Annotated in this window: 17 protein-coding genes and 1 tRNA gene; 12 read left to right on the top strand and 6 right to left on the bottom strand. The window is 76.2% G+C overall.

The window, feature by feature from the left end; translation table 11 throughout:
- Positions 1–1,482, top strand: a complete 1,482-nt coding sequence (locus EF903_RS05805; protein ID WP_125541553.1) for a DUF5719 family protein — start codon at positions 1–3, stop codon at positions 1,480–1,482.
- Between the two features lie 17 nt (positions 1,483–1,499).
- On the opposite strand, the gene EF903_RS05800 is transcribed toward EF903_RS05805, so the two are convergent.
- Positions 1,500–1,979: a metallopeptidase family protein gene (locus EF903_RS05800; protein ID WP_390335827.1), complete on the bottom strand. Its 480-nt coding sequence runs from the start codon at positions 1,977–1,979 to the stop codon at positions 1,500–1,502.
- A 138-nt stretch (positions 1,980–2,117) separates the two neighbouring features.
- On the opposite strand from EF903_RS05800, the gene EF903_RS05795 reads away from it, so the two are divergent.
- The gene (locus EF903_RS05795; RefSeq protein WP_185902537.1) at positions 2,118–2,498 is read left to right on the top strand and encodes a DUF3499 domain-containing protein; all 381 of its coding nucleotides are present in this window, start codon (positions 2,118–2,120) and stop codon (positions 2,496–2,498) included.
- A gap of 79 nt (positions 2,499–2,577) precedes the next feature.
- Positions 2,578–3,909, top strand: a complete 1,332-nt coding sequence (locus tag EF903_RS05790; protein ID WP_260614860.1) for a phosphomannomutase/phosphoglucomutase — start codon at positions 2,578–2,580, stop codon at positions 3,907–3,909.
- Here the strand turns inward: EF903_RS05790 and EF903_RS05785 are convergent.
- Entirely contained in the window at positions 3,843–6,398 is a 2,556-nt protein-coding gene (locus tag EF903_RS05785; protein ID WP_260614859.1) for a discoidin domain-containing protein, read from the bottom strand. The two genes, EF903_RS05790 and EF903_RS05785, sit on opposite strands and share 67 nt — an antisense overlap.
- 165 nt (positions 6,399–6,563) lie before the next feature.
- Positions 6,564–7,310 (bottom strand): ATP-grasp domain-containing protein, encoded by a 747-nt coding sequence (locus tag EF903_RS05780; protein WP_125541562.1) that lies wholly within the window; start codon positions 7,308–7,310, stop codon positions 6,564–6,566.
- A gap of 150 nt (positions 7,311–7,460) precedes the next feature.
- Here EF903_RS05780 and EF903_RS05775 point away from each other — a divergent pair, with 150 nt between their 5' ends.
- A complete protein-coding gene (locus EF903_RS05775) occupies positions 7,461–8,411 on the top strand; it encodes a 5'-nucleotidase (protein ID WP_125541552.1) in 951 nt (316 codons plus the stop codon).
- A gap of 43 nt (positions 8,412–8,454) precedes the next feature.
- On the opposite strand, the gene EF903_RS05770 is transcribed toward EF903_RS05775, so the two are convergent.
- On the bottom strand, positions 8,455–9,936 hold the full coding sequence (locus EF903_RS05770) for a serine/threonine-protein kinase (protein ID WP_125541550.1): 1,482 nt from the start codon (positions 9,934–9,936) through the stop codon (positions 8,455–8,457).
- A gap of 381 nt (positions 9,937–10,317) precedes the next feature.
- Between EF903_RS05770 and EF903_RS05765 the strand changes: the two genes are divergently transcribed.
- From EF903_RS05765 to EF903_RS05745, 5 genes are all read left to right on the top strand, one after another.
- Complete coding sequence (locus EF903_RS05765; protein WP_125541548.1) at positions 10,318–10,920, top strand: hypothetical protein; 603 nt, start codon at positions 10,318–10,320, stop codon at positions 10,918–10,920.
- 165 nt (positions 10,921–11,085) lie between these two features.
- A complete protein-coding gene (locus EF903_RS05760; RefSeq protein WP_125541546.1) occupies positions 11,086–11,574 on the top strand; it encodes a helix-turn-helix transcriptional regulator in 489 nt (162 codons plus the stop codon).
- A gap of 36 nt (positions 11,575–11,610) precedes the next feature.
- Positions 11,611–12,156: a hypothetical protein gene (locus tag EF903_RS05755; RefSeq protein WP_260614858.1), complete on the top strand. Its 546-nt coding sequence runs from the start codon at positions 11,611–11,613 to the stop codon at positions 12,154–12,156.
- Between the two features lie 14 nt (positions 12,157–12,170).
- Positions 12,171–13,427 (top strand): MAB_1171c family putative transporter, encoded by a 1,257-nt coding sequence (locus tag EF903_RS05750; protein WP_185902536.1) that lies wholly within the window; start codon positions 12,171–12,173, stop codon positions 13,425–13,427.
- Positions 13,424–14,998 carry an amidase gene (locus tag EF903_RS05745; RefSeq protein ID WP_125541544.1) on the top strand — a complete coding sequence of 525 codons (1,575 nt, stop codon included), beginning with the start codon at positions 13,424–13,426 and terminating at the stop codon, positions 14,996–14,998. Before EF903_RS05750 ends, EF903_RS05745 begins: the two co-directional genes overlap by 4 nt.
- A 213-nt stretch (positions 14,999–15,211) precedes the next feature.
- On the opposite strand, the gene EF903_RS05740 is transcribed toward EF903_RS05745, so the two are convergent.
- Entirely contained in the window at positions 15,212–16,393 is a 1,182-nt protein-coding gene (locus tag EF903_RS05740) for an amidase (RefSeq protein WP_125541541.1), read from the bottom strand.
- Positions 16,394–16,635: 242 nt separating this feature from the next.
- Positions 16,636–16,956: a hypothetical protein gene (locus tag EF903_RS05735; RefSeq protein ID WP_125541539.1), complete on the bottom strand. Its 321-nt coding sequence runs from the start codon at positions 16,954–16,956 to the stop codon at positions 16,636–16,638.
- A gap of 155 nt (positions 16,957–17,111) precedes the next feature.
- Here EF903_RS05735 and EF903_RS05730 point away from each other — a divergent pair, with 155 nt between their 5' ends.
- The 3 genes from EF903_RS05730 (at position 17,112) to EF903_RS05720 (ending at position 20,198) form a co-directional block, all read left to right on the top strand.
- On the top strand, positions 17,112–17,678 hold the full coding sequence (locus EF903_RS05730) for a DUF4232 domain-containing protein (RefSeq protein ID WP_125541536.1): 567 nt from the start codon (positions 17,112–17,114) through the stop codon (positions 17,676–17,678).
- Positions 17,679–17,743: 65 nt separating this feature from the next.
- Positions 17,744–17,817 (top strand) — tRNA-Gly (locus EF903_RS05725).
- Positions 17,818–17,819: 2 nt separating this feature from the next.
- The gene (locus EF903_RS05720) at positions 17,820–20,198 is read left to right on the top strand and encodes a hypothetical protein (protein ID WP_125541534.1); all 2,379 of its coding nucleotides are present in this window, start codon (positions 17,820–17,822) and stop codon (positions 20,196–20,198) included.
- Positions 20,199–20,303 lie beyond the last annotated feature (105 nt).

Here is a 20,303-nt window from a genome sequence, read left to right as displayed (position 1 = left end):
GTGAAGCACCGCGCCCCCCTGACGCCGGCGGCCGCCGCCGCGGCCCTCGCAGCCCTCGCCGGCGCCGCCCACCTCCTCGCGCCCGCCGCCCCCGCCGACGGCGCCCCGGCGGCCGCGGCGGCCCGGATGCCGGTGGAGCGCTCCGTCCTGGTGTGCCCGGCGCCCAGCTCCTCGGACATCGCCGAGACCGCGTACACGGCGATCACGCCCGCCGCGCCCGGCGCCTCCGGCCGGGGCACCGCCCGCCTGCTCGGCGCCACCAAGGAGGCCAAGCCGGTCCTGGAGCTCAAAGAGCCCGGCAGGCCGGCCGGGGCGAGCGCCTCCGGGGCCGAGGCGCCGGCGCTGGCCGGCGCCGCCGACGGCGTCCTCGCCCCCGGCTGGACGGCGCAGCAGACGACGAAGGTGGCCGTCGGGCGGGCGCGCGGGCTGCTCGGCGCCGCCTGCACCGCGCCCGGCACCGACTTCTGGTTCCCGGGGGTGAGCACGGCCAAGGGCCGCGAGGACTACGTGCACCTGACCAACCCGGACGACACCGCGGCCGTGGTCGACATCAAGCTGTTCGGCCCCGACGGCCCCGTCAAGGCGGACGCCGGCACCAACGAGAACATCCGCATCGACCCCCGCTCCACCAAGGCGGTCTCGCTGGCCACCCTCGCCCCCGGCGCGCAGCTCGCGGACGCCGCGGCCCGGGTGACCACCCGCGCCGGCCGCGTCGGAGCGTCCGTCCAGGCCGGCGAGGAGGGCGTCGGCGCGGACTGGCTGCCCGCCTCCGCCGACCCGGCGCCGTCGCTGGTGCTGCCCGGGATCCCGGCGGACGCCGCCTCCGTGAAGCTCGTCGTGTTCGCGCCCGGCGAGGAGGACGCCGACCTGGCCCTGCGGCTGGCCGGCCCGAACGGCTCGATCAGCCCGGCCGGCAGCGAGCGGCTGCACGTCAAGGCCGGCATGGCCGCGAGCGCCGACCTGAAGGACCTCACCCGCGGCGAGCCGGGGTCGCTGCTGCTGGCCCCCGCCGAGGACGGCAAGCCCGTACCGGTGGTGGCGGCGCTGCGCGTGGTCCGCGGCAGCGGCGCGAAGCAGGAGCTGGCGTTCGTCCCGGCGGCCGCGCCGGTGGGGGCGCGGGCCACCGCCGCGGACAACCGGGCCGGGGACGGGGCGGGCGTGCTGTCGCTGACGGCGGTGGGAGCCGACGCCAAGGTCAGGGTCACGGCGTCGCCGGGGACCGAGGGCGGCGAGCCGGCCGTGCAGGAGGCCACCGTCCGGGCGGGCACCACGCAGGCGCTGCCCTCCCCGGCGCCGGCCGGGCTGAAGGGCGCGTACGCCCTCACGGTGGAGACGCTCTCCGGCGGCCCGGTGTACGCGTCGCGCACGCTGACGCTGCCGCACGAGGGCATCCCCATGTTCACGGTCCAGGCGCTGTCCGACGACCGGGGCACGGTAGCGGTGCCGCAGGCGCGACAGGACCTGTCCGTCCTGACCCGCTGAGCGGGCCGGCGCGGCGGTCAGTCCTGGCCGTAGCGGGGGTCCACCGTCTCCGGGGTCAGCCCCAGCAGCTCCGCGACCTGCTCCACCACGATCTCGTGCACCAGCAGTGCCCGCTCGTCGCGGGTCTTCGACCGGATCTCCACGGGCCGCCGGAAGACGATGATCCGCGGCGGCCGGCCCGTCCCCGGCGACTCCGCGAGCGCCCCGAGCGGCACCGCCTCGTCGTTCCAGCCGGTCTCCGGGCCGCCCGGCGGCCCGGGCACGTCCGCGACGACGAACTCCACGTCCGCCAGCTGCGGCCAGCGCCGCTCCAGCCGGTCGACGGACTCGCGCACCAGGTCGCCGAAGAGCTCCGCCCGGCTGGCCGCCAGCGGCACCTGCGGCGGGGCCACCGGCCCGCGCATGCCCCGCCCGTGCCGGTCGCGGCGGCGCGGCCGCGGCTCGGCGGGCAGGTCGGCGGGGCGGGGCTCGCTGGGTGGCACAGGGCTGTCGGTCACCCCCCGAGCGTAGCCCGCAAAGGGCCCCCCACCGGGGCGTTTCCGACCCCGCCGGGCCCCGCCCGGGGAACGACACGGGGGAGTGACCTGCGGGAGAGTCGTCGCGGCCCGGTCAAGAGTGCGGTACCGTCCAACGTCGTGAGCCTTGTACGTCGCTGTTCTCGCACCGCGTGCGGCCGCCCTGCCGTCGCGACACTGACGTACGTCTACGCCGATTCGACCGCAGTTCTCGGCCCGCTCGCCACATACGCCGAACCCCACTGCTACGACCTGTGCGCCGAGCACTCCGAGCGCCTGACCGCCCCCCGCGGCTGGGACGTCGTGCGCCTGACCGACGGGTCGGCGCCCTCCCGCCCGAGCGGCGACGACCTGGAGGCCCTGGCCAACGCCGTGCGCGAGGCGGCCCGCCCGCACGACCGGGCGGCCGAGGGCGGCGGCGGACCGGCCAAGGGCGGCTCCCGGTCGGCCGGCGAGACGCGGCGCGGGCACCTGCGGGTGCTGCGGTCCCCGGACTCCTGACCGGCACGGACCCCTGAAGGCCCGGCCGAACCGCACGGTAGGTTGGCTCCACCGCACAGGAGCTTCAGGAGGGCAGGCAGTGGCCGCAGATCTTTCGAACATCGTCAAGGCGTACGACGTACGGGGCGTCGTGCCGGACGAGTGGGACGAGGCGCTGGCCGAGCTGTTCGGTGCCGCCTTCGTCGAGGTCACCGGCGCCACCGCGATCGTCGTCGGCCACGACATGCGGCCCTCCTCGCCCGGCCTGTCGGCGGCCTTCGCGCGCGGCGCCGCCGCCCGCGGCACCGACGTCACCCTGATCGGCCTGTGCTCCACCGACCAGCTGTACTACGCCTCCGGCAAGCTCGACCTGCCCGGCGCCATGTTCACCGCCTCCCACAACCCGGCCCGCTACAACGGCATCAAGCTGTGCCGCGCCGGCGCCGCCCCCGTCGGCCAGGACACCGGCCTCGCCGACATCCGCGCGCTCGCCGAGAAGTGGTCCGAGCACGGCCTGCCCGCCGCACCCGAGGGCACCACCCCCGGCACCGTCACCGCACAGGACACCCTCGTCGGCTACGCCGAGCACCTGAAGTCCCTGGTGGACCTCACCCGCATCCGCCCCCTGAAGGTCGTCGTCGACGCCGGCAACGGCATGGGCGGCCACACCGTCCCGACCGTCTTCGACGGGCTGCCGCTGGAGCTCGTCCCGATGTACTTCGAGCTCGACGGCACCTTCCCGAACCACGAGGCCAACCCCCTCGACCCGAAGAACATCGTCGACCTCCAGGCCCGCGTGAAGGCCGAGGGCGCCGACCTCGGCCTGGCCTTCGACGGGGACGCCGACCGCTGCTTCGTCGTCGACGAGCGCGGCGAGGGCGTCTCGCCCTCCGCCGTCACCGCCCTCGTCGCCGCCCGCGAACTCGCCCGCAACGGCGGCACCGGCACCGTGATCCACAACCTGATCACCTCCTGGTCCGTCCCCGAGGTCGTCCGCGAGAACGGCGGAACCCCCGTCCGCACCCGCGTCGGCCACTCCTTCATCAAGGAGGAGATGGCCCGCTCCGGCGCCATCTTCGGCGGCGAGCACTCGGCGCACTACTACTTCAAGGACTTCTGGAACGCCGACACCGGCATGCTCGCCGCCCTCCACGTCCTCGCCGCCCTCGGCGGCCAGGACGGCCCGCTCTCCGAGCTCGTCGCCTCCTACGACCGCTACACCGGCTCCGGCGAGATCAACTCCACCGTCGCCGACCAGGCCGCCCGCCTCGCCGCCGTCAAGGCCGCCTACGCCGCCGCAGACGGCGTCACCCTCGACGAGCTCGACGGCCTGACCGCCACCGCCGCCCGTGACCCGCCGCCGGTTCAGTGGACGGTCACGAACCTCGCCGTGCTCGGGACGCCCTGCGCGTCGAGGGCGAACAGCAGGTAGATGCCCGGCAGGACCACCCCCTTGTCGGCCGGCACGGACACCGTGTGCGAGCCCGCTCCCGCGGGCGCCGACACCAGCGGCACCCGCCGCTGGTCGTTGTCCGTGGAGTGCGTCGCGGCCGCCGCCCGCATCAGGACGAACGACGCCACCGAGCCCTCCGTGGCCACCGTGAGCGAGGCCCCCGCCGCGACCCGCGCGGGCACCCCGCCGGTGATCGCCGGTCGCGCCTTCGGCGTCCCGTCCGCGTTCAGCAGGTACGGCGGCGTGAACACCGCCCCGTCGGGGTGGTTCGTCGCGCACTCGCCGCACAGCCCGCCGCCGCCCGAGAACACCCGCCCGTCCGGCAGCAGGTTCGCCACGCTGTGGTAGTTGCGCGGGATCGCCATCGAGGCCAGCGGCGTGAACGTGCCGGTCGCCGGATCCCACAGCTCGGGCGTCAGCACGGACGTCGCGTCGCTGAACGGCACGGGGCGGGCCTGCCCGCCGAACACCGCGACCTTCCCGTCCGGCAGGACCACGCTGTTGCCGAACGCGCGGGCGTGGCCCATGTCGCCGGTGCGGGCGGCCTCCACCCGGCCGCCGCCGTCGAAGCCGACCGTGTACGCCCGCCGCGTCGCCGGCGCGTTCTCGTACGCCGTGGCCCCGCCCAGCGTCAGCAGCCTGCCGACGTCGTAGGTGACGGCGTTGCCGTTCATCGCGTCCGGGCTGTCGGCGCGGGTGCCGGCCGGGGTCAGGCTCCCGTTCCCCGCGGTCGAGATCCAGTTCATCTGCCGGCTCGGACCCAGCTGGAGCACCCGCCCGCCCGACGTGGCGTGCAGCCACATGTGGTTGTCCGCGCGGTACGGACCCGCCGGGTCGGCCGTCAGCGCCGCCGTCGCCGGCACTCCCGGCAGCCTGCGCCACGTACGGGTGTCCGGGGACCACACCTCGCCCGCCCTGTCGCCGCCGCCCCCGCTCCAGGAGCCGCCCAGCACGAACGCCTCACCCGTGGACAGCAGGGTCATGGCCTGGTAGCCGCGGGCGATGTTCATGCTGGTGGTCGCAGACCACTCGTCCGTCTCCGGGTCGTAGATGCTCGCCTTCTCCGCGTTGCTGCCGCCGGTGACCAGGACCCGGCCGTCGCCGAGCATCGCTATGCCCGGGCAGAACATGTCGTGGCCGGTGTTGTCGATGCGGCGCTGGGTGACCCTGCCCGTCTTCAGGTCCAGGATCGCCGTCTGCGTGTAGCCGTTGCTGCCGCCGAAGCGGTCCACCGCGTACGCCGACCAGGCCAGCAGCTTGTCGCCGGGCAGCGCGGCCGTGGCCACCGGCACCAGCGGGAAGCCCGTGATGCGCCCCCAGGAACCGTGCGCGGCCGGGTTCGCGGGACCGCTCAGGCGGATCTCCGCCGCGGACGTCCACGGCCCCCGCGCCCCGGCCTCGGCCGTCACGGTCAGTCGCACGAAGCGGGCGCTCGCGGTGCGGGTGAAGGTGGCCGTCTTGACGGTGTCGTCGTCCCGCCAGGTCCCGGCCGCCACCGGCGCGCCGAAGGAGCTGCCGTCGGTGCTGGTGGTGACGGTGTACGCGCCGGCCCGGCCGTTGCCGTAGTCCTGCCGCGGCTGGTAGACGAGCGCGGAGACATCGGCCGTGCGGTGCATGTCGACGGTGATGCTGTGCGGCAGGGGCGCGGGGGTGCCGGACCACCTGCTGTGCCAGATCGTGGACGCCTCGCCGTCGAGGACGTTGGCCGCGCGGCCGTTCTCCCCGGCGGTCTCCTCGTCGCTCGCCGCGGCCGTCCACCCGGTGCGCGGCAGGTCGACGGTCGCGGCGGGGGTGCCGGGGTCGCCCAGCAGGTCGATCTCGGCCGCCGACGTCCACGGGCCGCGGCCGCCCGCCTCGGTCAGCGCCGTCAACCGCACGAAGCGGGCGCCCTGCGGGGCGAAGCCCAGCGTCTTCGCACCGCCGTCGTCCGCCAGGGTTCCGGTGGCGACCGGGCTGCCCCAGTCCCGGCCGTCGGCGCTCAGGCTCACCGCGTACTCGCCGACGCGGCCGTTGCCGCCGTCGCCGCGCGGCCGGTACACCAGCCCCGAGACCACCGCCGTGCGGTGCATGTCGACGGTGATGCCGTGCGGCAGCGGTGCGGGGGTGCCGGACCACCTGCTGTGCCAGATCGTCGCGGCGTTGCCGTCGAGGACGTTGGCCGCGCGGCCGTTCTCCCCGGCCGTCTCCTCGTCGCTCGCCGCGGCCGTCCACCCGGTCCGGTCCAGGACGGGCGCCGCCGGCTCCAGGGCGTTCGCCGGGACCACCGGGTGGTGCGGGGCCTGCATCGCCGTCTGCTGCTCGAACGGCACCGGCGCGGGCCGACGCGCGGGCGCACCCGGTGCCGGACTGGCCGCCCCGAACAGGGGCGTCAGGCCCACCAGCAGCGAACCGAGGGCGAAGGCGATCAGCAGGGAGGACCGGCGCAGCGCGCGCAGCCGGTCGAGGGCACGGGTGCGTCCGGACGGCAATCAGACCTCCTGGGGCGAACCGGCATACGCCCCAGAACATAGGCCTGCGTCCCGGCAACGGTCCGCGGAACCGGAAGGGTTGGCGGGAAACCGCGCGGACCGGCCCGGCTGCCGCACCCCCCGTCGGCCGCCGCGCCGCCCCGGCCGCCGCGCCCGCCCGCGCAGTCACGCCGCGGCACGCAGGAACCGCACGTCCCGGCCGCTTACACGCTCCCGCGGCCCGGCCGCACGCAGCACCACGTCCAGCACCCGCTCCGTTTCGGCCGCGTAGCAGTGCGCGAACCAGGGCATGTTGGCCTCCACCACCGCCCACGTGCCGTCGGTGAGCCGGCCCACGTCCACGCACACCGCACTCGGCAGCGTCTCCGCCGCCTCCTCCAGCACCTCCCGGCCGAACGCGCGGGCCCCGGCGTCCAGCGCCTCCGGGTCCAGGCGCCCGTACACGGCGTACCGGCTGCCCGCCGCCACCTCCCCGTCGAGGACGAACAGCCGGTACTCCGCGGCGAACTCCACGACCGAGCTGACGAGCACGGGCGTCGCCCCGTCCAGGACCTCCGGCCCGGGGAGCCGTACACCGCCGCCGCCCGCGGCCCCGTACACCGCCGCCGGCAGCGCGCCGATCTTCGCCGACGGCGGCTTGACGAAGCACGGCCCGGGCAGCGTGCGGGCCTCCGCGAGCGTCGTCAGCCGGACCCGCCGCCGCAGCAGCGCGTACGGCAGCCCGGCCGGCCAGCCGTCCGCCGGCTCCAGCAGCCCGAGGCCCAGCCCCGCGGCGACCCGGTCGGCCGCGAGGGGGCCGCCGTACCAGTGCACCGGACCTCCCGACGGCGGCCGCTCGGGCCGCGCGAGGACGTCGAAGCCGCGCCGCGCCGCGGCCCGGCCGAGGAGCTCGGCGGTCGAGGTGCGGGGCATCGGCAGGACGAGGGACGGGCGGGGCCGGACGGGACCGGATCGGCGGTTCACGCAGCCGAGCCTACGGACCCGTGCGCGAGGCCCGCCCGCGGTTTTCGCCCCGCCGCCGACACCTGCGAGACTGGCACGCACGTGCGAAAGGGGGCGTCATTGAAGTACGACCTGTCCCGGCGCCTGGTGGTCGGGATCGCCTCCAGCGCCCTGTTCGACCTGGCCGAGTCCGACGCGGTCTTCCGGCAGGACGGCGAGGAGGCCTACCGCAGGCACCAGGAGGAGCACCTCGACCGGACTCTCGGCAAGGGCGTCGCCTTCCCCTTCGTCCGCCGCCTCCTCGCCCTCAACGACCTGGCCGACAGCCCCGAGGACCCCCTCGTCGAGGTCATCGTCCTCTCCCGCAACGACCCGGACACCGGGCTGCGCGTCATGCGCTCCGTCCAGGCCCACGGCCTGCCGATCACCCGCGCCGTCTTCCGGCAGGGCCGCCCCGCGCACGCCTTCATGCCGGCCCTGAACATGTCGCTGTTCCTCTCCGCCAACGGGCAGGACGTCCGCGGCGCGGTCGCCGCCGGCCTGCCCGCCGGACACGTCCTCGCCTCGGCCGGCGCGGGCGGGGCCGACGCCGCCGACGACCCCGAGCTGCGCATCGCGTTCGACTTCGACGGGGTCCTCGCCGACGACAGCTCCGAGCGCGTCTTCCGCAGCGGCGGCCTCGACGGCTTCCGCGCCCACGAGGTGAGCAACGCCGCCAACCCGCTCGACCCCGGCCCGCTGAGGAACTTCCTCGCCGGCGTCAACCGCATCCAGCAGCGCGAGGAAGAGGTCCGACGCGCCGACCCCGGCTACCGGCCGCGCGTCCACGTCTCCCTGGTCACCGCGCGGAACGCGCCCACCCACGAGCGGGCCGTGCGCAGTCTGAAGGACTGGGGGGTGCGGGTGAACGAGGCGTTCTTCCTGGGCGGGATCGACAAGTCGGGCGTCATCGCCGCCCTGCGCCCGCACATCTTCTTCGACGACCAGGTCACCCACCTCAGCGGAACGGCCGCCGGCACACCGAGCGTCCACGTCCCCTTCGGCGCCGTCAACGAACTCCCCGAGGCCTGACGGACGCACGGCCGCGGCCCCGGGATCCGTCCTCGGGCAGACCTCAGCGAGGCGGCGGGCCGAAACCGCCCGGGGCGGCGGGGCCGGGGCCGAAGTGCGGGCTGCCGAAGCCCGCGGAGCCGGCCGCCGGGGTGCCCCACGGGGCCGGGCCGGCCCCGTACGGCGCGGGTGCGGGGCCCAGCCGCGGCCCGAGGTAGTGCGAGACCACCGCGTGCAGCTGCGCCAGCCACTCCTGGATGCGGGCGGCGCGGCGGTTGTGGACCTGGCAGGAGTACGAGGTGCCGTCCTGCAGCCGGACCGTCACGACGAGGTGGCTGCCGCGGTGGCCCGGACCGTAGGTGATCCCGGCGAGCTCGTCCCACGTGAAGTCCGCCTCCACGCCCTCCACTTCGAAGACGACGCCCGAACCGTCGCAGACCACGCTGTTGCGGCGGTCGGCGACCACGAACTCCGGCGCGCGGAGGGGAGCCGCCCCCGGGACGGCCGGCGCCGCGGCCGGTACCGGCGGCATGCCGTGCGGGAGCGGTGGAACCGGCTGCGGCGGGTACGGCGTGGACGGCGCGCCGCCCGCCGGGGCGTGCGGCGCGCCCGGAGCCTGCGCCGGCAGCGGCGGGGGCGTCCGGGGCGCGAGGGACGCAGGCGGCGGCGTCTGCGGGGCGAGCGACGCCGGGACGGCCGCCGGCGGGGGCGTCGCGGGCGCGCTCACCGTCGGAGTCCAGCCGGGGGCGGGGGAGTCCGCGGGCGCCGCGGAGCCGTCGGCGGTGAGCAGGTCCAGCAGCGCCGACGGCGTCGGCCGCTCGGCGGGGTCCTTCGCCAGGCAGGCCGCGACCACCTGGCGCAGTCCCTCCGGGACCGCCTCCAGGTTCGGCGGCTCGTGCACCGACCGGTACATCAGGCCCATCGGGGTGCCCTCGCCCCACGCGCTGCCGCCCGCCGAGGCGACCAGCACGGCCCCGAGCGCGAACACGTCGGCCGCGCCGGTGACGTCGTGGCCCAGCGCCTGCTCGGGCGCCAGGTAGCCCGGCGTGCCGAAAGCCGTGCCCGTCGCGGTCATCCGGGTGGACTCCAGGGCCCGTGCGATGCCGAAGTCGAGGACGCGCGGCCCGTCGTCGGCCATCACGATGTTGCCCGGCTTCAGGTCGCGGTGGACCAGGCCGCAGCCGTGGATGGCCTCCAGCGCCTCGGCGAGCGCCGCCGCTAGGGTGCGCAGCCCCGCCTCGTCCATCGGCCCGCCGGCGGCGAGCCGGGCGGCCAGCGTCGGCCCCGCCACGTACGCCGTCGCCAGCCACGGAGGGTCCCCGTCGACGTCGGCGTCGACCACCTGTGCGGTGTGGAAGCCGCCCACCCGGCGGGCGGCGGCCACCTCGGCCCGGAAGCGCTCCCGGAACGCCGGGTCCGCGGCGAGCTCCGGCCGGGCCACCTTCACGGCCACCAGCCGGCCGCCGCGGGAACGCGCCAGGTAGACCGTTCCCATGCCGCCCTCGCCGAGTTTGCGCTCGACGCCGTACCCCCCGATCCGTTCCATGCGCCCAGTATGAGGGCCTGCGCCGACACCGCCGCCACCAGGGAGGCCGCTCCGGTCCCGCCCCCGCGGTCCGCGCCGCAGGGTGCGGAACACCGCCTGCGGTGCGGTAGAGTTGGTGCCGAGCCCGCGCCGTGACAGCGGTGGCGGGATCTGCGTTGGTGGTCCAAGGAAAGGCACCCCACTTCCTGTGGGGGGATGCAGGTGCAAGGCCTGCCCAGCGCTCTGCCAAGGCCCCGGCCTCCCAAGGGAGACCGGGGCCTTCTGCGTGTCCGCGCAGCTCCGGCGGCCCGGGGCCCGGGCTGTTGCCGGTATTCCGCCACCGGAAGCGGAACAATCCGTCACCATGGGTGCACCGCCCGCCACCGGCTTGGAGGCCCGTTGATGGACGCCCGAGACATCGCCGCTCTCGAGGACAAGGAGTACGAGGACCTGATCGTGGCGAACGCCCACCCCCCGGCCCGCAGGCCCGAGGTGTGGGCGGCCCTCACCCACCCGGACAACCTGGGCCGCACGTACGACATCATCACCAACGTCCACCAGCGCACCGGCAACGTGCTGCGCAAGCGCAAGGCGGAGCGCGACCTCTTCCAGACGGAGTGCTTCGCCCGCGGCGAGGAGGGCAAGCGGGAGTGGTTCGCCACCCGCGCCGAGTACGAGAGCTGGCGCAAGCGGGCCGCCAACTTCCACCAGATGATCCAGCGGGCGATCTCCGAACTGGGCAAGGTGCAGCGGTCGGTGAACCGCTCGGCCAACCACCGCGTCGCGCAGGAGCAGCGCGAGACGCTCCGCAGGCTCGCCCTCGCCGTCCACCGGCACCAGGCGGCCCACGCCCGGGAAGGCGCCGCCGCCGCGCCGATCGACCGCGAGCTGTGGCGGATGCTGGACGCGCTGACCGTGCCGGTCGGCGCCGAGCAGGAGCAGGTCCCGCTGCGCACCATGCTCGACATCTACTGGAGCGAGGCGCGGCCCGCGGGGAAGGCCTGAAGCCCCCCGGCCGCCGCGCGCAGCGCCCGCAGCGCGCTCAGGCCACCCTCCGCTCCGGGCGAACGGCCAGGCGCAGAAGAGGGCTTCCGCTTCCGCATCCGTCAACTATAGTTACGCACAGCGGGCGTCAACTATAGTTACGCCCGCGGAAGGAGGCAGTTCCCCGTGGCGGATCCCGCAGAAGGACCCGAAGCACCGGAGCCGGCCAGGCGAGGACCCGTCCCGGTCCCGGGCCCCGGCTCCTCCTTCAGCGACCGCCTGAACTTCCTCTTCGACCGCGTACGGCCGCCCGGCGCCGAGGAGTACACCAACGCGCACGTGGCCCGCACCATCTCCTCGTACGGGGAGGACAGCTACACCCGGTCCCACATCAGCCTGCTCCGCGCCGGCAAGCGCACCCCCACCATCACCATGGTGCCGCTCCTCGCCCGCTTCTTCGGCGTGGAGGCCGCCTACTTCGTCGAGGACGAGGTGACGCGGAAGGTCGCCACGCAGTTCGAGATCCTCCGCAAGCTGAAGGAGAACGGCGTCGAGCAGCTCGCCCTGCGCGCCATGGGCGTCTCCGCCGCCGGCCAGCGCAAGGTGCTGGCGGCACTCGAAGCCGTACGCAAAGAGGAAGGCCTGACCGACGACCCCGCAAGGGACCTGCCGTGACCGGCGACCGGTGTCTCCGGGAGAAGGGGAAGCTCCATGTGGCTCAGCCGTCGTAAGGGCGGAACCCGCAGCGAGGCCGACGAAGTCGAGCACCGCAGCCGGGAGTTCGTCGAAGGCCTCGGCCTGCCCGAGGCGGACAGCGTCCTGGACCTGGTGCCGTTCATGGAGGACCGCCTGGGCCGCACCATCCGCCTCATGCCCTTCGCCTCGGACCCCGCCGACCCCGACTCCCTCGACGCGTCCGCCCCGTGCGGCCTCTGGCTGGCCACCGGCGACACCGACTACGTCTTCTACGACACCGCCATCAGCCGCGCCCACGCCGAGATCATCGTCGGCCACGAGTTCGGCCACATGCTCAAGCGGCACCGCGGCGGCGCGGCCGTCGACGCCGGCAGCCTCGGCGGCCTCATCACCGACATCGACCCCGCGACGGTCCAGCTCGTCCTCGGGAGGACCCGGTACAACGAGCCGGAGGAGTTCGAGGCCGAAATGCTCGGCTCCCTCCTCCAGGAGCACGTGAGCGCATCCCGCCCGCAGGGCATCCGGGAAGCCGACCCGATAGCCCGCACGCTGCTGCGCTGACCGAACAGGGCCCCGTGAAAGACATCCTCCACCCACTGTGCCTGGCCATCGCCGGCACCGGATTCCTCATCCTGGTGCGCGACCTCGGCAGGCGCCGCCGCGACCCCGCACTCGTCGCCCTCGCCTTCACCTACGGCTTCTCCGCCCTCAGCTACGCCGTCTCCCTCACCCCGGTGTGGATCCGCGTCGACGGGTTCTTCGGCGTACCGAACATCGTCGTGCCCATCGCCCAGGGCTTCGTCATCGTCGTCCTCGCCCTCCAGGCGACCGTCCTCGCCCACTGGTCGAAGCCGGCCGCCGAGGCGCGCCGCCGCAGCCGCATCCTCCTCGCCGCCGCCGCCGGCGTCATCGCCGCCATGGCGGTCCTCTTCGCCTCGCTCACCCCGGCCTCCACCCGGCCCACCGACTTCTCCCTGTACTACGCGCACGACCCCGTCTTCCAGGCGTACGTGCTGCTGTACTTCGGCGTGTACAGCGCCGCCGAAACGTATCTGGCCGTCTCCTGCTGGACGTACGCCCGCACCGCCGCCGACCGGTCCATCGCCTTCAGCCTGCGGCTCGTCACCGTCGGCGCCGTCATCACCCTCGGCTACAGCGGCATCCGCATCGCCGCGATCATCGGCGCGGAGGCCGGGTTCAGCGTCAGCCACCTCAACGGCTTCGCCTGGGCCTGCGGCGACATCGGCGCCACCCTCACCCAGATCGGCTACCTGATCCCCACCGTCGCCCTGCGCGCCGCCGGCGCCCGCGACTGGGCCACCGCCCACCTGCGCCACCGCCGCCTCGCCCCCCTGTGGGCCGCCCTCGACCAGGCAGACCCCGGCATCACGCTGCGCCGCCCGTCCGGGCAGGGCCTCGACCTCCTGCGCGGCCGCAGTGCCCACTTCCCGCTGCTGCGCCGCCGCGTCGAGATCCGCCAGGGCCAGAAGGTGATGCGCCGCTACCTCGACCCCGCCGTCCGCGCCGAAGCCGAGGCCCGCCGCTCCGCCGCCGGACTCGCCGGCGCCGAACTCGCCGCGGCCGTCACCGCCGACCAGATCCGCGCCGCCCTCGACCGGCACGCGGCGGGCGACCCCGTCGACGCCCCCGCCGACTACGCCGACGCCGACCTGCCGCTCGCCACCACCGAGGACGAGCTGCGCCACCTGCAGCGCGTCGCCGCCCACTTCACACCGCCCGCGCCGCGCGGCAACCGCACCGCCGCGCGCGCCGCCGCCGACACCACCGACGCCGGCACCGCCGGCAGCGCCGCCCCGGGAGCCCGCCCGTGATCCTCCGCCGCACCCTGCTCCTCGCCTCGACCGCGGTCGCCGCGGCCGCGTCCATGGCCACCCTGTCCGCCTCCGCCCGCTCCCGCGGCCCCGCCGGCAACCCGGGGGCCCCGCGCCCCGACCTGCACCTGGCCCCGGCGCGCGAGCAGCTCACCGCCCTGCGCCGGCGCGACACCAGCAGCCGCGCCCTGCTGGAGCAGTACCTCCGGCACATCGAGACCGCCAACCCCGGCCTCAACGCCGTCGTCACCCTCGACGCCGAAGGCGCCCGCGCCGCCGCCGACGCCGCCGACCGCCACCTCGCCCGCACCGGCAAGACCCTCGGCGCCCTCCACGGACTGCCCGTCACCGTCAAGGACGCCCTCGAAACCAAGGGCCTGCGCAGCACCAGCGGCTCACCCGACCTCGCCGGGCACGTCCCCGACCGCGACGCCGACGCCGTCGCCCGCCTGCGCGCCGCCGGCGCCGTCATCGTCGGCAAGACCAACGTCCCCGTCATGTGCCAGGACCTCCAGACCTCCAACCCGGTCTTCGGCACCACCAGGAACCCGTACGACGACACGAAGACCGCCGGCGGCTCCTCCGGCGGCCCCGCGGCCGCCGTCGCCTCCGGCATGACCAGCCTGGAGGTCGGCTCCGACCTCGCCGGCTCGCTCCGCCTCCCCGCCGCGTACTGCGGCGTGTACGCACTCCGGCCCAGCGGCGGCATCGTCCCCACCCGCGGCCACATCCCGCGCCCGCCCGGCTGGCTCTCCACCTCGGACATGCTCACCATCGGCCCGATCGCCCGGACCGCCGACGACCTCGACGTCCTCCTCGACGTCCTGGCCGCCCCCGCGCCCGCGGAGGCCGCCGCCTGGCGCATCGACCTCCCCGCGCCCCGCCGCGGCCGCCTGGCGGACTACCGGATCGGCATCTGGCAGGACGACCCGTACTGCCACGTCGACGACACCGTCCGCCGGTGCCTCGACGGCATCGCCGCCCTGCTGCGCACCGCCGGCGCCGCCGTCGACGACAGCACCCGGCCCGTCGACCTCCCCGCCAGCGACCGGCTCTTCCAGCGCCTCATGTTCGCCACCGCCAGCGCCACCGCCACCGACGAGGGCTTCGCCGCGGACGTCGAGGCCGCCGAGAAGATCCCCGCAGGCGACCCCCGGGGCCTCTTCCTGCACGCGCGCACCATGCGGCACCGCGACTGGCTTCGGGCGAACGAGGACCGGGAGAAGCTGCGCACCCGCTGGGCCGACTACTTCACCACCCACGACGTCCTCATCACACCGGCCGTCCCGGCCCCGGCCGTCGACGACCAGACGACGACGCCGCTCCCGGACCGGTACATCACCGTCGACGGGGAGAAGCGGCCGTACTTCGACCAGACGGCCTGGCTGAACCTCGCCGGCCACGTCAAACTGCCGGCCGTCGTCATGCCGGCGGGGCGCACGCCCGGCGGGCTGCCGCTGTCCGTGCAGATCATCGGCCCGTACCTTGCGGACCGGACCGTCGTCGACGTCGCCAGGCACCTGGCGCGGCACCTGCCCGCGCCGGTCCGACCGCCCGCGTTCACCACGTGACCGGGCGCCCATGACCGGGCTCGCTCTGCCCCCACGGGGGTGGGGCGGGGCGAGCCCGTACAAACATGCAGGGCCCGGATACCGACGGGGGATACGGTACCCGGGCCCTGCGATCATCATCATAGTCCCCGCGGTCGGGTTCCGGTCCACCGCGGGGACCGAGTCGTGCCCGAACTGCCGCCGTTCGGCCCACCGGAGGGGCTCCGGTCCGTGTCAGACGGGGGCCGCGCGGGTGGCGGCCGCGGCCACGGCGAGGAGGTCCGCCTCGCGGTGCCGGCGGGCCACGAGGTGCAGGCCCACCGGCTCGCCGGCCGGCGTGAACCCGGCCGGCAGGCTGATGGCCGGATGGCCACTGATGTTGAACGCCCAGGTCAGCGCCACGCTGAGGGTGTCCCCGGGGCCGTCGTGGCCGTGCGGGGCGTTCGGTGTCGTCGGCGTCGCCACCAACTCCGCGTCCGCGAAGACCGCGTCGAGCGCCCGGGCGAGGTCGGCGCGGGTGCGGTGTGCGGCACGCTCGGCGCCGCCGTCCGCAGCGCGCCCGCGCAGGGCCTCCCAGCACGCGGCCGGATCCGGCAGGACGACCGGCACGCCGACGGTCTCGACCGCGCCGGCGCCCGCGAGCGCCCCGAGGTGCGCCCGAGCCGTCCGCGCCACGGCCGGCTCCGTCGCCGCGAACCCGAGCGTCGCCGACCAGGCCGTGCGCAGCGGGCGGATCGGGCCGTGATCCGGCGGGGGCGCGCCGGTGAGCGCGGACAAGTAGGCTGCGGCGTCCTGCGGGTGACGGGCGAGCGGGCCGGCGACGTTCAGCCCCGCCCGGTCGCGCGCCGGCACCGATCCGTTGGTCGGCTTCAGCCCGATGACGCCGCACCAGGCCGCCGGGATGCGCACCGACCCCGCCCCGTCGCTCCCCGTGGCCAGCGGCACCATGCCCGCGGCCACCGCCACGGCCGACCCGGCGCTCGAACCGCCCGGACTCCACCGCGGGTCGAACGGGTTGAGGGTGGCACCGCGGTCGGTGGCGCCGTACGTCTGCCAGCGGGTGCCCCGGCCCGGGGTGGAGGTGGCGCCGACGGGCACGCACCCCGCGGCGACCAGCCGCGCCGTCTGCGGGGACTCCAGCCCCTCGGTGCCCTTGACGGCCAGCGGCACCCCGGCCAGCGGCAGCCGCTCACCGGCCCGGACCCGGCGGTCGACGGCGTCGGCGTACCGGGCCGCCCCCGCGTCCCACACCGCGGTGAACGCCCGCAGCCGCCCGTCGTGCTCGCGGATCCTCTCCAATGCGGCGGCCACCACCTCCCGCGCCGACACCTGCCCGCCGTTGACGGCCCCGGCGGTGGCGCAAGCGGACAGCCGAGCCAACTCGTCGGCGGCGGGGCAGGGGTGAGGGGCGCGCATCCCCCCATGATCGCCGGTCGGCGGGCGGGACCGCCAGAACGGGTGTACGGGGCACGGCGTGTCCGCCAGGCTGTCCCTGGCAGCCACGGAACACCTGCACCTCCGGGCGTTCCGGAAACCGCTCCGTCCCGACCCTGCCACCGGTCTGCCCGGCGCCGGGTTCCTCGTGGTGGCTGCCGTCGATCGCCTTCGGCGGACCGTGACCCCGGCACGCGGGCGGACGGGCTGAGCGGTCCTGTCGGTCAGTCTGCGGGCGTGTCGCCCACGGCGAGCGCGGCGATTCGGCGCAGCCGCCGGCAGTAGTCGGCTGCCGCCCCGTCACCCATCCCGGGAATGACTCGGTCCAGCCCGTCGATGCCGGTCCGCAGCAGGGCGCTGTCCTCCGCGTCGAGCGGGCCGCCGTGGTCGAGCCGGCGGACAAGGCTGCCTGCCATGCCCCATTCGAGGAGCCACACGTCGGTGCCGTCGAAGGCGCCATGCCGGAGGCTGTCGGGGAAGGGCTCTCGGCGGTGTTCCCGCCAGAGGCGGTCCGCCGTGTGCGCCTGCTCGGCCGAATCGTTCACCCGGCCATTCTGCCGCAGCCCCGGGGCGCTGATCCGGACGCCCTCCGCCGGGCGGGCGGGCCCGGACGGTGCCACGCTGGGAGGGAGCGCCGCGACCGGCGCAGCCTCCCGGGCCGGCGGCCCGGCGCTCCACCGCTCACCTGTGGAGATGCACCATGTCCCCTGGAGCAGCGCCCCGTACATCCCGCGCCCGCCGGGCAGTCCTCGCGGCCGTCCTGGCCGGCGGGGTCCTCGCCGCCACCGCCCCCGCCGCCGTCGCGGCCGCGGACGACGCCGCGCTGCGGGCGCCGGCGCCGCCGTGCCGTACCGACCAGCTCGTGGCGAACAGCGCCGAGCGCGTCGGCGCCACCGGCTGGCGGATCACCGTCGTCAACGACGGCCCCCGCCCCTGCACCCTCGGCGGCCATCCCCGGCTCGCCCTCGCCGGGCAGGGCTCGCCCGACCGCGGCAAGCCGCTCGCCGTCACTGCGCAGGGCCGCCCGCAGCCCGTGCTGCTGCGCGTCGGCGGCGCTGCCGCGACCGTCGTCGCGTTCACGCCGGTCCTCGGCGAAGCCGACGGCTACTGCGCCTCCGGCGCCGATCCGACGGTGGCCCCCTCACTCGTCGTCGCGGTGCCCGGCGGCCGGGGAGGCCTCCAGCTCGCGCCGGACGACGGGGGCGAGTTCGCCCTGTGCGGCGGTACCGTCCGCGCGACCCCCTTCCGCCCGGCTTCCGCCAACTGACGGCGGACCTGCGGAAAAAGCGTTGCCGCCCACTCCCGCGCACGCCTAGGGTCGACCGCACCGAACGGCGTGTAGCTCAGCCAGTCAGAGCACCGGGCTTCCTACCCGGAGGGCGCAGGGGCAGGTCCTGCCACGCCGGCTATGAACGACGACGCTGACCAGCAGCACCCGGTGCCCGCCGCCCGCCCCGACGTGGCCGTCTCGGCCGGCTATGCCGCAGGCCGGTTGCGGAGGGCGCTGCACACCTCCCTGACCCACCCCGATCCGGCCGCACGGTCCCGCGCGGCCGGCCGGATGGAGAAGTGGCGGGCGGTGCTCGCGGGCATGGCGGACGGCACCTTGGCGGTCGGCTCCCGTACGCCCGTCGCCGGACTGCCCGCCTGGGTCACCCCCGAGGTGGTCCGGGGCGGCTTCGCCACCGGCACTCCCGCCGCCGGCGGCCCGCTCGCCCCGTACGAGGAGGAGGCCGCCCGCCGGGCCGGCGTGCCCGCGGACCGGGCCGCCCTCTTCGCTCACGCCCTGACGGAGGACGGCCTCGCCGGCCTGTGGCAGCTCCTGGACAGCGGCCGGTACGAGGTCGCGCTGCCCGAGGAGGCGGCCCTGCTCACCGTCGCCTGGCTGGTGCGCGCCGACGACTTCGACGCCGCCTCCGAACTCGTCGCCCGGCTGAGGCCGTTCGCGGACCGGCTGCGGTTCCTGCCGCGTCCCGCCGACCGCCCCGCCGCCGACCCGAACGCCGTGCACCGCCGCACCGTCGGCGAGGCCGCCGCCGCGCTGCGGTCCCGGCGACCGAAGGAGGCCGTCGAGGCACAGCGGGAGGCGCTGTCCGTGTGGCGGCCCTTCGACGACGAGCTCCTCGCCTACTGGCTTCCCCGCATCGACGCCGAAGCCGCCGCCCCGGCCCGCACCGGTGTACGGGACGGCGGTGCCCGCGCCCCGCGTACGGCGGCCCCGTGCGCCGAGGCCGCGCGCCTGCTGGAGCGCTACCGCGGCCTCGCGGCGAACCACACGCGGTGCGGCAGGCACCGCGACCCCAAGAGCAACACCGGCATCATGCTGCGGGCCTTGGAGGCCGCTGCCGCAGGCCGCCGGCACGAGCCCCGGCTCGCCGGACTGCTCCGGCACGCCGTGGCATCCGCGGTCGCCAAGCGCGGCCGGCCCGGCTCGCCCGAGCACGCCCGGCTGCGTGCCGAGCAGGCCCGCCAGGCCGCCCAGCCGGCGCACCACCGCATCGCCGCGGCCATCGCCGACCGGCTCGCGGAGCTGGACCAGGGCGCGGGCACGCCCGACGTGGACGGCCCCGTCGCCCCGATCGGCGCACCCGAGGCCGAGGCGACCGGCCTGCCCGCCGGCACGGCGGTCCCGCCGCGACTGCGGCAGGTGGTCGCCGGCGCGCTCAGCGCCCCGCCGGAGACCCTCGTCGAGCGCGGCCTCGTCCCGTCGGCGGAGGTGCTGGCCGCGCTCGTGCCGCAGCTCGTGGCCAACGCCACGGCCGCCCGCCACGCCGACCCGGCGCTGCGCACCCTGGCCGCCGCCACCTACCGGGCGTTCCGCAACCGCCGTTCGCTGCTGCTGCTCCACTACGCGCACCAGGTGCGCGTCGACGAACTGCCCTGGGTGAAGGCCGTCGCCGCGCACGGCACCGACGCCGACACCGGGGCCCGGGCGCGGGCCGCGGCACACGCCGCGCTGCGCCGGGTCGGCGACCTGGCGGTCGGCGCGTTCCCCGGCACGCTGCTGCCCAATCCCCTGGTACGGGAGATGTCCCACCTGGCGCAGCAGGCGGAGCTGTCCGCGCCGTTCACCGAGGAACTCGCCGCAGACATCTTCATGGGGGGCTTCACCCCGAAGTTCCTCGCCGCCGCGCGCACCGCGGCCGACCTCCTCGACGGAAGCCTGTACGCCCGCTACTACGGCATCGACTGCGCCGCCGTGCGCAGCATGGCCGTCGTCCATGCCGCGGAAGGCCTCGGCAGCCCGGCCCGGCGGCCCCGTACGGTCGCGGCGTTCGACCGGCTGTGCGCGGAGCGCGCGGGCGGGGACGCGGGGCGCTCCTGGTCGCCGGCGGCGAACGGCACCGTCATCGAGCAGGCGCAGATCCTCACCACGCACAACCTGGCCGTCCTCGTGAGGTACGCGGACGTGGCGCCCGCGGCGGGGTGGGAGGCGCTGGCAGGGGAGTGCCTGGCGGCTGTGTGCCGGCTCGTCACCCGCGTCCAGGGCCATCCCCGCCCCCTCGGGACACTGAAGGACGCGGCGTACGCGTGGCGGCAGATGCTGTTCCACCTGTCGCTGTGCCCGCCCGACCGGCAGGCGGCGTTCGTCGAGCACGCGGCGGCCGAAGCCGCCCGGCAGCCCTGGCACACCGCGGCCCGCCTCGCCCCGGCGGTCGCCGGACTGCGCCTGGTCGCGGCCGGCGGGGCGTTCGAGGCGGACGGCACCGCCCTGGGCGGGCTGGCGCGCCGCTTCCAGGGCTGGACGACGGCCGGGCACTGGATGCGGGGCCGTCCGGCCGGCTGAGCCGCGCGGGCGCGACGCGGCCGGGGCGGGGGAGTGGTGTCGCCCACATCCCGAGTCGGCGGATTCCAAGGCGGCTGCGGTGATTTGTGCATCGATCCACAGGGG

The sequence above is a fragment of the Streptomyces sp. WAC05292 genome, assembly GCF_003949955.1.
GTDB classification, from domain to species: Bacteria; Actinomycetota; Actinomycetes; order Streptomycetales; family Streptomycetaceae; genus Streptomyces; species Streptomyces globosus.
The sequence above is the reverse complement of the archived record's forward strand: the minus strand, read 5'-3'. Positions and strand labels throughout refer to the sequence as shown.